The following is a 13,701-nucleotide window of genomic DNA, read 5'->3' as shown; positions in this document are numbered from 1 at the left end:
ATGCGTATAACTAAAACTATACACCTAATTTAGCGGAAGGGGCTGACAGTATGGAATGGAAGAAGCAGTACGAAAGATGGAAATCCGAACTGAATCTTGATCCTGAGCTTTCAAAAGCATTAAAAAAGTTAACAGGCAACGAGAAAATGCTTGAAGACAGCTTTTACAAAAATCTTGAATTTGGTACCGGAGGGATGCGGGGGGAAATAGGACCCGGAACGAACCGCATGAACATTTATACGATCCGTAAAGGAGCCCAGGGTCTCGCCGATTTCATAAAGGAAGCAGGAGAGCAGGCCGTGCAGAAAGGTGTTGTCATCGCTCATGACAACCGGCGCATGTCAAAAGAATTTGCTTTAGAGGCCGCCTGTACACTAGGAGCCAACGGTATAAAAACGTATCTTTTTAAAGAGCTTCGTCCAACCCCTCAGCTTTCCTATGCTGTCAGAAAGCTTGCTACACATGCGGGAGTAATGGTGACAGCAAGTCACAACCCCCCGGAATACAATGGATTTAAAGTATACGGAGAAGATGGGGCCCAGCTTATTCCCGAAGAGGCAGACCGTCTGATTGCGAAAGTGGACGCCGTCGCAGACGAGCTGAATATCGAAACAAAAGAAGCCGTCCATCTGGAAGAAAAGGGACTGCTTCACTGGGTCCTGGAGGAACTGGATGAGGCATATGCGCGAGAACTCCAGACTGTACTCATTGACCGGGAAGTAATCAGGGAGCAGGCAGACAATTTTTCGATCGTATTCACACCTCTGCACGGCACGGCAACAGTACCGATGCAGCGGGCGCTGAAAGAAGCCGGATTTAATAAGGTCTTCACTGTGGAAGAACAGGCAGTGCCTGATACAGAATTCAGTACAGTGAGTTCACCGAACCCGGAGGAAGCTGGAGCATTTGAGCTTGCGATGAAGCTCGGAGACGAAAAACAGGCAGATCTGCTCATAGCGACTGATCCGGATGCCGACAGAATAGGGCTGGTCGTAAGAGATGATAAAGGAGAGTATATTGTACTTTCCGGGAACCAGACCGGTGCACTGCTTCTCGATTATCTTCTATCGAAAAAATCGGAAAAAGGAGAACTTCCCGCGAATGGTGTAATGATAAAAACCATTGTTACTTCGGAACTCGGCCGTGCAGTAGCTGAAGCTTATAACGTTACGTCTCTGGATGTGCTCACTGGCTTTAAATTTATCGGAGAAAAAATCCGTGAATATGATACAACAGGAGAGTACAAATTCCTGTTTGGCTATGAAGAAAGCTACGGCTACCTGATTGAACCTTTTGCCAGAGATAAAGACGCCATCCAGCCGGGACTGCTTGCCGCGGAAATGGGTGCTTACTACAAGGCACAGGGCATGACGCTTTATGAAGGTCTTCAGAACCTTTACAAAACGTACGGATACTTTTACGAAGATCTTGCCTCTTTTACGTTCAAGGGAAAAGAAGGAGCTGAAAAAATTCAGCGGATTATGGAAGTTTTCCGAAAAAGGGCCGATGAAAGAAGTCTTTCCGAGGATACGGATTACATTGAGGATTATCTGCGGGGAGAAAGAACCTTTATGGACGGAAGAAACAAAGAACAGATTGAGCTGCCCGAATCAAATGTTTTAAAAGTATTTCTTCAGGACGGTTCCTGGTACTGTCTCAGACCATCCGGCACTGAGCCGAAAATCAAGTGCTATTTTGGAGTGAAGGCAGGCACTCATGAACAGGCAGAGGCTTCCCTCCGAAGTCTCAAGGAAAATACTTTGGCTGAAATCGAAAAAATTTAAGGCACAGAAGCAGGATAACTCATCAATGCGATGGGCTATCCTGCTTTTTTTAATCTATATTGAAGTTTGCGGCTCTTACGCAGGAAAAAGAAAGACACTTTTTAAGCTGATTTGTTCCAGCAGGTATACCTGTTAAATATACCGGTAGAATGGGTTTTATTAAACAGGACTTAATTGATTAATCAGGTTTTATTTAATGGAAAGGCTGCTTTGAAAATAAAAAAATGAACGTCCGTTTTCGTTTCCATGGAGAGGCTTTCCGAGCGGCCCGGCGATCAACGCTCTGGAATCCCTCCACGTCCACTACAGCTTTCGGTAAAAAAGACCACATTTTCTCTCTTTTAAAGGAAAAAGCAGGAAATGTAAAACGAATGATAGAGAAGGTGGTTTTCATCCATAATGGTGCAACAAATTTGCATGAGTGGCTCTGTTAACGCTATGTGTTTTTGAAAGTTACCTGTTTACACCTGCCGCAGAGAAAGTATGCGGCTGTCCTTTCGTCTGGGAGGAACTGCGCGCTTCTACAGGCGTCTATGCCCGGGCATCGGTTTTACGGAAGAAAGAACAGTGCTCATAAGTAACAGAACTTTTCTTTTTCTATAAAGAAAAAACGGAGCGGAAGCCGATCCGTGGAAGAAGTAGATTGGAGGATAGGGCTCCAGCCGTCAGCGGAATTTAACATAGCTAATGGAAAAAATCAGCTTGCTTTCCCTATGTTTACGCAAGAGCCTGGAGCTTTAACAAAGGCATGGATGCAGGTAAAACTGCCCGTAAAAAATGGAAAGATTTAATGCTGTGCAACGAAGGTCAGAACACCCGGAGGATTAACGCTGCTCGGGAATTCATTTTGACGAATTGTTTTCTCTCCATAATTAGTCGAGAAGAAGTCCTCGGGCAAGCCCAGCTGAAAACGCAGCATTAGGTTCGTTTCATAAACGAACTGTTTATCAAGCCGTCTGATTATTTAAGAATATATTAAATCAGGCATAAAAGAAGCTGCGAATAAAATATTATGATAAAATAGGTGTTACTCAATTTCCAAAAAAAAGAAAGATTTTTAAAACCAAGGAGAATAATAAAAAGATGATAAACAGTTATTATAAAGAAGAGATTGAAAAGCAGCGGCACCGGATGATTTTTCTGGCCCAGGAATACGGTCTGTCCTCTCCGGAAACGATTAAGTGCAGTCAGGAACTGGACAGGATGATGAATACGTATTTTTCTTCTCCACTGGCCTCCGAAAAGAACCTGACGCAGTAAAAAAGCACTGTCCCAAGGAAAACGACTCCTGAGGATAGTGCTTTTTTTAGTGATACATCATTTAGAGAAGGTTTTGTTATTTTATTCGCCCATATTATTCTCCATCAAATGATGAATGCCAACAGTTTCTTCTACTGGAAGGACAAAAGAAATTCCTTTACCCGGTTCATTAATTTTCACATCTTCTTCGATTGCTTTCAGGACGTCGTTCGTCTGACTTTTTTTGATCAGAGTAAGTACAACATCTTTCTCAGGCTCAATTTGTATAGAAAAAAGTTTTGCTTTTTCGTGGATACCACTGCCACGGCCGTTCATTACAGTGCCGCCTTCAGCACCGCCCCGGCTGGAGGCGTCGATGACTTTTCCGGCCTCTCCTTTGTTTACTATAGTTATGATTAAGTCAAAGCCTTTATGTTTAAGGTCGTCCGTCATTTCGTCCAGCCCCTCCTTTACATTTTCCTCGTAAGTCATGTGGGAGATACCTATCGTCTTTAAAATATCCACAATAAATCCGATCCCGTGCCCCGGCTCACTTAATTTAGCTGTGGAAGATATTTTATCGATAACTCCGGCAAGAAGATCCTCAGGGATCAGCGTAAGGATCAGCTCTTTTTCATGCAGGGCATCAAGGCCGAATATTTTTTTCTTTTCATGGATTCCCACACCGTAGCCGAGCATTACCGTCCCGCCTTCGGATCCGGCATCTTTAGCAGCTTTCATTACTTTTTTTGCCCGGCCCTTTTTAACGATAGTAACAAGCAGTTTGTGATCTCTTCTTAAAACATTCATTCGTTAGAACGCTCCTTCCATTTGAACAGCAGACCTAAAATAAGTACAGCTAGTATGGGGGTGAGAGCTACCAGAGCAATCATTCCAAACCCGTCCAATAAAGGATCTCGTCCCTCGGTCACTTCGGCAACTCCAACAGCAATAGCCATAATAAAGGTTACAGTCATCGGGCCTGTGGCAACACCGCCGGCATCAAAAGCGATGGAAATAAAACGGTCGCTTGATATAAATACGAGAAGCAGGGCAATAATGTATCCCGGAAGGATCAGATACCAGAGGGGAAAGCCGAGAACAATCCGAAACATTGCGAGAGCTATGGAAACACCAACCCCCAGAGAAAGTGTTATAAGCATTACATTTTTTGAAATGGAACCTGCTGTTACTTTCTCCACTTCGTAGTTCAGTATTCTTATTGCCGGCTCCGCAAATGTCGCTACAAGACCAAAAATAAATCCAAGAGCGGGGAGAAGGATGATCGTATGATCTCTTTCACCAAGCAGCTGGCCAATCGCTTCCCCAGCCGGGAAGAATCCGACTTCAACTCCTTGAAGAAACAGCACGAGACCAGCAAAGGTAAACAGAAGACCGACAAAAATATTTTTCAGGCGATTTTTGTCCAGGTCGAGAAAGAAAATCTGGAAAATAAGGAAAAAGATAATCAGCGGGACGACAGCCAGCGCAACTTCGTAAATAACATGGTCTATTCCCTCGAACAGCTGCATTATCATCCGTAAATCACTCCCAGCACCATGACAGCAAGAATTGGGCCGATAGAAGCGAGGGCTACAAGACCGAAACCATCACTTGTAGAAGATTTCCCTCGGAGAACGGACGCTACACCGACTCCCAGAGCGAGAATAAATGGAACTGTCATCGGTCCGGTAGTGACACCTCCTGCATCAAAAGAAATCGGCAGGAAGGAAGGAGGAGTAAATAAGGCCATGACTCCAACTGCTGAATACCCGCCCACAAGCAGCCATTTTAACGGAATATTAAAAACAGTACGGGCCATAGCAGTCATAACTAAAAACCCAACTCCCAGCGCTACAGAATAAACAAGTACAAGATTGGAAATTTCTCCTCCGGAAACATCATCTACCTGGGAAGCAAGTACCCGTACATCCGGTTCAGCAATAGTAACGACCACTCCGAGTATAAAACCGGTGCCGAGAATCAGCCAAATTTTATTCGTTTTCGGAAGTGTCGATCCGATTAATTCCCCAATTGGCAGCAGGCCGATATGTACACCGACAAGGAACAGAAACAGGCCGAACCCGACCATTACCACCCCGGCGAGAAATCGGAAAAAAAGATCCGGCGGGAGGCCGATAACTGTGTATTGAAGGATAATAATAACGACAGCAAGCGGGAGGATCGCCATAACTACTTCTTTAAATTGTGCAAAAATATCACTCATCCGCAGCCCTCCAAATTATGTATGTACGCTTATCCTACCTTAAAAAATAAAAGATTGCGACAAATAACTTAATTGTAGAAAAATTCTGAATAATAGAATATACTATAATAAAGGCTTTGCTGAAAGAAAAAGATTGTTATGCGCTTTGTTTAGAAACTATTCCGCCGTGCTGATCTGTGTAGTCCGGAAGTTTTGGATAAGATGGAATCAGCTGCGGATAACCGCTCCATAAACATATAGAAAGTGGTCAGTGGTTTAACAAGCTGAATTTCCGTCATCACAGGGCATAACAATGACAAAGCTAAAATAAACAGTAAAGGAGTGGCCTTCCATGTCCATTATTTATATTTGTCGTGACTGTAAAGGAAAAGGGAAGGTTCAGCGTAAGCTTTGGATTGTTACAACTTCTTCAGTGTGCCGCTCCTGTTCAGGTACTGGCAGGCGGAAGCATGAAAGCGTCGTAGGGTCTCCAGTTGTTTTAAAATAATTAGTGGACGACAGGCTGATAATAATTTACGATTTCGTACTGCCGCTTTGTATGAGTGAACGATTCACTCAAATAAAGCGGTTCTTTGTTTGAGCGTGGGGTACTTGAAGAATGATTTAAAGTAGATTATCTTTCTAAAAAACTTCGTTTCAGCTATCTTTAAAGGCATTAGGAGGGAGCAGGGGGGGATGGCAACACCGTGGAGCTGAATAAAAAAGCTGACCCGGCCGAGATGCGGCCGGGTCAGCTGGATTGCTGCAATTTAAATTATTCGAGTATTTCCCATCCGGTAGCAAGTTCAACATCGGGATGTTTATCCTGAAACCACCGCAGTGCAAAATCATTTTCAAAAAGTAGAACCGGACGTTTCTGCTGATCAAGAACGAGCATTTTCCGGCTGTCTGTCATTCCCTCATCTACCTTACCTTTTCTGACCCAGCGGGCTAATTCATGTGTCATATGCTGGAATTCAATATCTACATTGTATTCGTTTTTCATGCGGTATTCGAACACTTGAAACTGAAGTTCACCAACCGCCCCGATAATATAATCTTCAAAATACGGGGTTTTGTACAATTGTATCGTACCTTCCTGTACAAGCTGCTCCATTCCTTTATGATACTGTTTATGCTTCAGCGCATTTTTGGCAGTGACTTTTGCAAACTTTTCCGGAGGGAACTGAGGCATTTCTTCATATTGAATAAGCTCGGATCCTGTGCAGAGTGTATCTCCTACCTGAAAATTCCCCGAATCGTAAAGTCCAACAATATCCCCCGGCATCGCAGCTTCTACAGTTTCTCGTTCAGAAGCAAAAAAGGAGTGGGATTGATTAAGCTTCATTTTTTTCCCTGTACGTGAAAGCTTTACTTCCATTCCTCTTTCGAATGAGCCGGAACACACCCGGAGAAATGCAATACGGTCACGGTGATTTGGATTCATGTTTGCCTGAATCTTAAACACGAAGCCGCTGAAATTGCTGGACTCAGGAGGTACATAAGATCCGGAGGCTTTTCGCGGCTGAGGTTCAGCTGCCAGGCTAACGAACTGGTCAAGAAAAGACTGCACTCCGAAGTTGGCAAGGGCACTTCCGAAAAACACCGGTGTCATCCGGCCCTGCTGCACTTTTTCAGCAGAGAAAGTATTGCCGGCTTCTTCAAGCAGCATTTTTTCTTCTTCGAGAGTTTCACGCTCGTAATCTTCCAGCATATCAGCTTCTTCGAGCGGAATGACTTTACGATCTTCTTCTTCGTCAAATACTTCTACAGTTTTATCAGGAATACTGTAAATCCCTTTTAACCGTTTGCCCATTCCAATCGGCCAGTTCATCGGATAAGTTTCCATGTCGAGTGTTTCTTCAATTTCTTCCAGAAGGTCGAGAGGTTCTTTTCCTTCCCGGTCCAGCTTATTAATAAATGTAAGAATCGGAATGCCTCTCATTCTGCATACTTTAAACAATTTAAGTGTCTGTGCCTCAATTCCTTTTACACAGTCAATAACCATGACAGCTGTATCAACTGCTGTGAGCGTCCGGTAGGTATCTTCACTGAAATCCTGGTGACCGGGGGTATCGAGTATATTGATTTGTGTATCATCGTAATGAAGCTGCATAACACTGGAAGTGACGGATATCCCGCGCTGTTTTTCAATTTCCATCCAGTCGGAAGTAGCAAATTTACCTGATTTTTTCCCTTTCACAGTTCCGGCGCTTCGTATACTGCCTCCGAGCAGAAGTACTTTTTCCGTCAAAGTAGTTTTTCCGGCATCCGGGTGGGAAATGATTGCAAATGTCTTTCTTGGTTTTTCCTGCATAAGTATTTTCCTTTCTCTCAGTAAAATTACGCCGTACAAAATGATTCAACAGGTAATTATAACTCATTTTTAACAATTTAGCATCCTTCAGTTTGTTTTGTTCGGGGAAGGGGAAGGGCAGCCGGTCTGAAACCAGCTGGCGTTTAAGGCAGGATGACACGCTTGTTTTAATTATTGGAAGTACATTAAAAAAACCGTCTGAGCCGTCCGGGCAGGACGATTCAGACGGTTTTTCAACTGTGTGTTTCCTCGAACTTTTGTATTTTATCTTCAAGAGTGAGTGTTACTGAAATTTCGTCCCACCCGTTCAGAAGCATTTCCCTCATGTAGGAAGTGATTTGAAAGTCAGCTTCAAAACCGGTGCTGTCGTAAACTTTCTGGGTTTCCAGATCAGCTGTAAGACGATATCCGGTCTGCTCAGCATTTTTCATCAGCTGCTGCACTTCAGCCTCCGTAAGCTGTATAGGAAGAATGCCGTTTTTAGAACAGTTGTTGTAAAAAATATCAGCAAAGCTTGAAGCTATAATTACCCGGAAACCGTAATCCTGAAGAGACCAGGGAGCATGCTCTCTGGAAGAACCGCAGCCGAAGTTTTCACCGGCGACGAGGATGCTGGATCCTTCAAAACGGGGTTCGTTCAAAGAAAAATCTTTTCGGGGTTCTCCATTATCATCGAAACGCCAATGATAAAATAAAAACTGTCCGAAGCCCTGGCGCTCAATGCGTTTTAAAAACTGTTTCGGGATGATTTGGTCAGTATCGATATTGGACCGGTTCAAAGGATAAACCAGGCCTTCATGTCTGCGAATCGGTTCCATATACTTCACTCCGTTCTCCTAGGCTCTGTTTAAAGTTTGACCTGTGGACCAAAGAATGGCCTATACTATGATCCACAGATTTCTGAATGACAGTAACAAACGTTACCAGAGCTTTCTATTAAATATATAGTTAATTAAACTGGTGTTGAAGAAAAATTTCTAACGTCTACGAAACGGCCTTCCACTGCGGCAGCAGCGGCCATTTCAGGAGCTACAAGGTGGGTGCGTGCACCGTTTCCCTGACGTCCTTCAAAATTCCGGTTCGAAGTGGACGCACACCGTTCCCCAGGAGGGACAATGTCATCATTCATGGCAAGGCACATACTGCACCCGGCATCCCGCCACTCAAAACCGGCTTCAATAAATAATTTGTCGATGCCTCTTGCTTCCGCTTCTTTCTTAACTGTCTGTGACCCGGGAACGACGAGTGCCCGTACTCCGTCTTTCACTTTTTTTCCTTCAATGACCCGTACGGCTCTTTCGAGGTCACTGAGGCGTGAATTTGTACAGGAGCCGATAAAGACATGCTGTATCTCAATAGAAGAAACCGGCTGATTTGCTTCAAGTCCCATATATTCCAATGCGCGCTCGATTTCTGCTTTTTCGGAAATAGACTCCGCAGCTTCAGGATCCGGGACACTTCCGCTGACGGGAAGGCACATCCCTGGATTCGTTCCCCACGTAACCTGCGGCTCGACTTCTTCTGCATCGATTTCCACTTCCGCATCAAATACGGCACCGGGATCTGTGGCGAGGGATTTCCATCGGGAAGCAGCTTCATCGAAAGCTTCACCATCCGGCACGTGCCGGCGGCCTTTCAAAAATTCAATCGTCGTTTCATCAGGGCTGATCAGTCCGGCGCGGGCACCTGCTTCTATCGACATATTGCAGATTGTCATGCGTTCGTCCATCGTCAGGTCCCTGATTGCTTCTCCCGTGTACTCAAGTACATATCCTGTACCGAAACGAACACCAAACTTACCAATAATAGCAAGAATAAGGTCCTTTGCGGTAACGGAAGGGGATAGACGTCCATTTACTTTAACGTTCATCGTTTTAGGAGTATTCTGCCAGATAGACTGAGTTGCAAGTACGTGCTCCACTTCACTCGTGCCTATTCCAAAAGCGAGGGCACCAAAAGCGCCGTGGGTAGAAGTATGACTGTCCCCACATACAATTGTTTTACCGGGTTGGGTCAAACCCAGTTCCGGGCCGATTACGTGCACAATCCCCTGATCCGGGTGGTTAATATCGGCAAGGGGGACGCCAAACTCCTGACAATTGTCGTAAAGAGTTTCCATCTGCTTACGTGATACCGGATCACTGATGAAATGCCGGGCTATTGTTGGTACGTTATGATCCATCGTGGCAAAAGTCAGATCCGGCCGCCGCAGTTTTCTGTTTTTCATTCTCAGCCCTTCGAAAGCCTGAGGGGAGGTTACTTCGTGGATAAGATGCAGATCGATATAAAGAAGATCCGGTTTACCTGTTTCCTGATGAACGATATGTTCATCCCATATTTTTTCTACAATCGTTTTTGGTTGTGCGTTATCCATAAAAAGATCTCCTTTCGGTCGTTAGACGTAACAGCTCATGATGCTCTGTGTCGTACTGTCTGCTTTCAGCAGACTGATCACAGCTTCCGTCATCTGCTGTGTGTTTACCTGCTGTCCACCCGGTACATTCAGATCTCCCGTGTGATATCCCTGTTCAAGTGCTTCCTGTACAGCCGACTCTACGCGCTGGGCTTCCTGTTCCATATGAAAAGTGTGCCGAAGCATCAGTGCTGCAGAAAGAATAGCAGCCAGCGGATTGGCTTTCGCCTGCCCGGCAATATCCGGAGCTGAACCATGCACGGGTTCGTAAAGGCCGAACCCTGTTTCATTCATGCTTGCAGAAGGGAGCATACCGAGAGAACCGGTCAATACAGAAGCTTCATCGGAAAGAATATCTCCAAACATATTTTCCGTTACGATTACATCAAATTGTGCGGGATTAGTAATAAGCTTCATCGCCGCTGCATCTACAAGCATATGCTCCACTGTAACATCCGGGTACTCATCTTTTACTTCCTCAACAACTTCGCGCCACATTCTGCTGGATTCCAGAACATTTGCTTTGTCCACGGAGGTGACATGTTTTTTGCGGAGAGCTGCAGCTTCAAATGCCCTTCGTACAATTCTTTCCATTTCTGACCGCTCATACGCCAGCGTATCGACAACAGAGGTGCCATTATTACGGCGTTCACTTGGTGTGCCAAAATAAAGTCCTCCTGTCAGCTCCCGAACGATGAGAAGATCACTGTTTTCGATAACTTCCTGCTTCAGCGGAGAAGCATGGAGCAGGGTGGAAAAACCTTGTACAGGACGAAGGTTGGCAAAAAGGTTAAGTTCCTTACGGATTGAAAGAAGTCCTTTTTCAGGACGAAGGTGGGGAGGATTCGCATCCCATTTTGGACCTCCCACGGCTCCAAGCAGAACAGCGTCAGCTTTCCTGCAGGCATCCGTAGTTTCCTGTGGAAGGGGAGTGCCATGCTTGTCCACAGCGCTTCCACCGATGTCTTTCGATTCAAAAGTAAAAGTATGATCAAATTCTTCAGCCAGTGCTTCCAGCACTTCCTGTGCCGCCGAAGTAACTTCAGAACCAATACCGTCACCTGGAAGTAGAACAATATGCTTTTTCATAATATATTCCTCCTTGAAATTTGAGCTCCGGCGGCCGGCCGGATTATTGTGAGTTAATAAGAAGCTCCCTGAGCTTTTACTGGAGCATGATAATAAAATCCACGGTTCACACCATTAAGAAAAGCTTTTACCGCTGCTTCAAGAACATCCTGAGAAGAACCGCGGCCGCTGAATTCTGTCCCGTTGACTGTTACTTTCACATTGGACTGAGCCAGAGCATCGCGTCCTCTTCCAATAGAAGTTAAGTTAAAATCCGTCAAATGAACATCTTCTTCAATGAGAGTGTCGAGTGTATTAAATAAAGCTTCGACAGCTCCCTGGCCGTGGGCAGAACCTTCAATTTCCGTTTCGTCCGGCTTCATAAGCTGGACGGTTGCTACAGGCTGGGGGCCGTTTCCGTATTCCACTTGAAAGCCGTTTAATACGTATTTTTTAATATCTGCCGTTTGTGTCTGTATTTCCGTAAGAATAGTAAAGAGATCATCATCCGTCACTTCTTTTTTACTATCAGTGAGCTTTTTGAACTCTGTGAAAGCCTCCATAACTTTTTCGTCGGAAAGTTCGTAACCGAGCTGCTTCAGCTTGTCTTTAAAAGCGTGTTTACCAGAATGTTTTCCCATAACGAGGGAATTTGACTTCACCCCGACCATTTCCGGAGTAATGATTTCATAAGTCTGGGCGTGCTTCAAAACGCCGTCCTGATGAATTCCGGATTCATGGGCAAAGGCATTCTGGCCGACAACTGCTTTGTTACGGGGCACGTGCATTCCGGTGAGCTTACTCACAAGGTCGCTGGTCCGCTTAATTTCATTCAAAACAAGTCCGGTTTCGAAGGAGTAGTAGTCCTGGCGGATTTTCAAAGCAACAGCAAGTTCTTCGAGAGCAGCATTGCCGGCTCTTTCCCCAATACCGTTAATCGTACCTTCCACCTGTGTTGCACCATTTTCTACCGCTGCGATCGAGTTGGCCAGAGCCATTCCCAGATCGTCATGGCAGTGGCAGGAAAGATCTGCTTTTTCAATATTCGGAACATTCTGTTTAATATACTGGAACATCTGTCCATATTCGTAGGGGGTGGTATAACCGACTGTATCCGGAAGATTAATGACGGTTGCGCCGGCATCTATTACTTTTTCAATAATCCGTGCAAGAAACTCCAGATCGGAACGGGAAGCATCTTCAGCTGACCATTCCACTTTTGAAAACTTTGTTTTAGCGTAGCGAACCATTTCTACTGCTGTGTCAATGACTTCCTCCGGTGTTTTTTTAAGCTTATAGGTCATATGAATAGGGGAGGTGGCAAGAAAAACATGCAGTCGTGGATCGGTACCGTCTTTCAGTGCTTCCCAGGCTGTATCTATATCAGATTTTACTGCTCTCGCAAGACCTGTTACAGAAACGTTTTTTATCGTGTTGGCAATCTCCCGTACACTTTCAAAGTCGCCCTGTGAGGAAGCAGGAAATCCTGCCTCCATCACGTCGACTCCAAATCGTTCCAGCTGTTTGGCAATTTCAAGCTTTTCCAGCCGGTTCAGATTGACACCGGGGGACTGTTCACCGTCCCGCAGCGTCGTATCAAATATTTTAACGTGAGCCATTCTGGATCACATCCTTTTTCTTCTTCGATTGTTTAACAAACGGCATCAATTCACGAAGTTCACGGCCTACTGTTTCAATCTGATGCTGATTTTCACGGGCGTTAATCGCTTTGAACTGAGGACGGTTAGCCTGGTTTTCAAGAATCCATCCTTGAGCGAACGTACCGTTTTGAATGTCTTTAAGCACATCTTTCATGCGGGCTTTTGTATCTTCATCAACAATACGCGGTCCGGATACAAAGTCACCCCACTGGGCAGTATCTGAAATAGAGTAGCGCATACCTTCCAGTCCACCTTCGTACAGAAGGTCAACAATTAGTTTTAACTCGTGTAGACATTCGAAGTAGGCAACTTCCGGCTGATATCCAGCTTCAGTAAGTGTCTCAAAGCCTGCTTTCACAAGACTTGTTACACCGCCGCACAGTACAGCCTGCTCACCAAAGAGGTCAGTTTCTGTTTCCTCCTGGAAAGTTGTTTCAAGAATACCGGCACGGCCGCCGCCGACACCTTTTGCATACGCCAGGGCAAGGTCCTTTGCCTGACCGGAGGCATCCTGGTAAATACCAATAAGTGCCGGGACTCCCGCGCCATCTTCAAATGTACGGCGTACGAGATGACCAGGACCTTTAGGAGCTACAAGGAAAACATCAACATCGGACGGAGGGACGATCTGGCTGAAGTGTATATTAAAACCATGAGCAAACACGAGTGCGTTTCCGGATTCCAGGTTTGGTTCGATGTGTTCTTTATAAATGGAAGGCTGATACTCATCCGGAAGCAGCACCATTACTACGTCAGCTTGTTTGGAAGCTTCCGCCACTGTGTTTACTTCTACTCCGTCTTCTTCAGCTTTATCCCATGATTTACCCTTTCGGAGGCCGACAACTACATCAAAGCCGCTTTCTTTCAAATTCAATGCGTGGGCATGACCCTGGGAGCCATATCCAATCACTGCAATTTTTTTATCCTGTAATACTGCTTCCTCGATATTGTGGTTGTAAAGTACTTTTGTCATGTTTACATTCATCCCTTCAGTTTAATTAATTAGTGTCATG

Annotated in this window: 11 protein-coding genes; 2 read left to right on the top strand and 9 right to left on the bottom strand. The window is 45.1% G+C overall.

Features of this window, described 5'->3' with window-relative positions:
- The first annotated feature begins 50 nt into the window (after positions 1–50).
- A complete protein-coding gene (locus C6Y45_RS08495; RefSeq protein ID WP_107584808.1) occupies positions 51–1,784 on the top strand; it encodes a phospho-sugar mutase in 1,734 nt (577 codons plus the stop codon).
- 1,083 nt (positions 1,785–2,867) lie between these two features.
- Positions 2,868–3,044 carry an aspartyl-phosphate phosphatase Spo0E family protein gene (locus tag C6Y45_RS08490; RefSeq protein ID WP_107584807.1) on the top strand — a complete coding sequence of 59 codons (177 nt, stop codon included), beginning with the start codon at positions 2,868–2,870 and terminating at the stop codon, positions 3,042–3,044.
- 81 nt (positions 3,045–3,125) lie between these two features.
- On the opposite strand, the gene C6Y45_RS08485 is transcribed toward C6Y45_RS08490, so the two are convergent.
- The 9 genes from C6Y45_RS08485 to ilvC all read right to left on the bottom strand — a co-directional run bounded on the left by C6Y45_RS08485 (position 3,126) and on the right by ilvC (position 13,661).
- Positions 3,126–3,833 (bottom strand): P-II family nitrogen regulator, encoded by a 708-nt coding sequence (locus C6Y45_RS08485; protein ID WP_107584806.1) that lies wholly within the window; start codon positions 3,831–3,833, stop codon positions 3,126–3,128.
- Complete coding sequence (locus C6Y45_RS08480; protein WP_107584805.1) at positions 3,830–4,561, bottom strand: DUF1538 domain-containing protein; 732 nt, start codon at positions 4,559–4,561, stop codon at positions 3,830–3,832. Before C6Y45_RS08480 ends, C6Y45_RS08485 begins: the two co-directional genes overlap by 4 nt.
- Positions 4,558–5,250 (bottom strand): DUF1538 domain-containing protein, encoded by a 693-nt coding sequence (locus tag C6Y45_RS08475; protein WP_107584804.1) that lies wholly within the window; start codon positions 5,248–5,250, stop codon positions 4,558–4,560. Before C6Y45_RS08475 ends, C6Y45_RS08480 begins: the two co-directional genes overlap by 4 nt.
- A gap of 754 nt (positions 5,251–6,004) precedes the next feature.
- Positions 6,005–7,546 carry a peptide chain release factor 3 gene (locus C6Y45_RS08470; protein ID WP_107584803.1) on the bottom strand — a complete coding sequence of 514 codons (1,542 nt, stop codon included), beginning with the start codon at positions 7,544–7,546 and terminating at the stop codon, positions 6,005–6,007.
- Positions 7,547–7,779: 233 nt separating this feature from the next.
- Entirely contained in the window at positions 7,780–8,364 is a 585-nt protein-coding gene (gene leuD, locus C6Y45_RS08465) for a 3-isopropylmalate dehydratase small subunit (RefSeq protein WP_107584834.1), read from the bottom strand.
- A gap of 134 nt (positions 8,365–8,498) precedes the next feature.
- Positions 8,499–9,920 (bottom strand): 3-isopropylmalate dehydratase large subunit, encoded by a 1,422-nt coding sequence (leuC, locus tag C6Y45_RS08460; RefSeq protein WP_107584802.1) that lies wholly within the window; start codon positions 9,918–9,920, stop codon positions 8,499–8,501.
- 21 nt (positions 9,921–9,941) lie between these two features.
- The gene (gene leuB, locus C6Y45_RS08455) at positions 9,942–11,048 is read right to left on the bottom strand and encodes a 3-isopropylmalate dehydrogenase (protein ID WP_107584801.1); all 1,107 of its coding nucleotides are present in this window, start codon (positions 11,046–11,048) and stop codon (positions 9,942–9,944) included.
- Between the two features lie 53 nt (positions 11,049–11,101).
- Positions 11,102–12,646 carry a 2-isopropylmalate synthase gene (locus C6Y45_RS08450; protein ID WP_107584800.1) on the bottom strand — a complete coding sequence of 515 codons (1,545 nt, stop codon included), beginning with the start codon at positions 12,644–12,646 and terminating at the stop codon, positions 11,102–11,104.
- Complete coding sequence (gene ilvC, locus C6Y45_RS08445) at positions 12,633–13,661, bottom strand: ketol-acid reductoisomerase (RefSeq protein ID WP_107584799.1); 1,029 nt, start codon at positions 13,659–13,661, stop codon at positions 12,633–12,635. Before ilvC ends, C6Y45_RS08450 begins: the two co-directional genes overlap by 14 nt.
- Between the last annotated feature and the right edge of the window lie 40 nt (positions 13,662–13,701).

Source organism: Alkalicoccus saliphilus (genome assembly GCF_003044065.1).
Lineage (GTDB): Bacteria > Bacillota > Bacilli > Bacillales > Salisediminibacteriaceae > Alkalicoccus > Alkalicoccus saliphilus.
The sequence above is the reverse complement of the archived record's forward strand: the minus strand, read 5'-3'. Positions and strand labels throughout refer to the sequence as shown.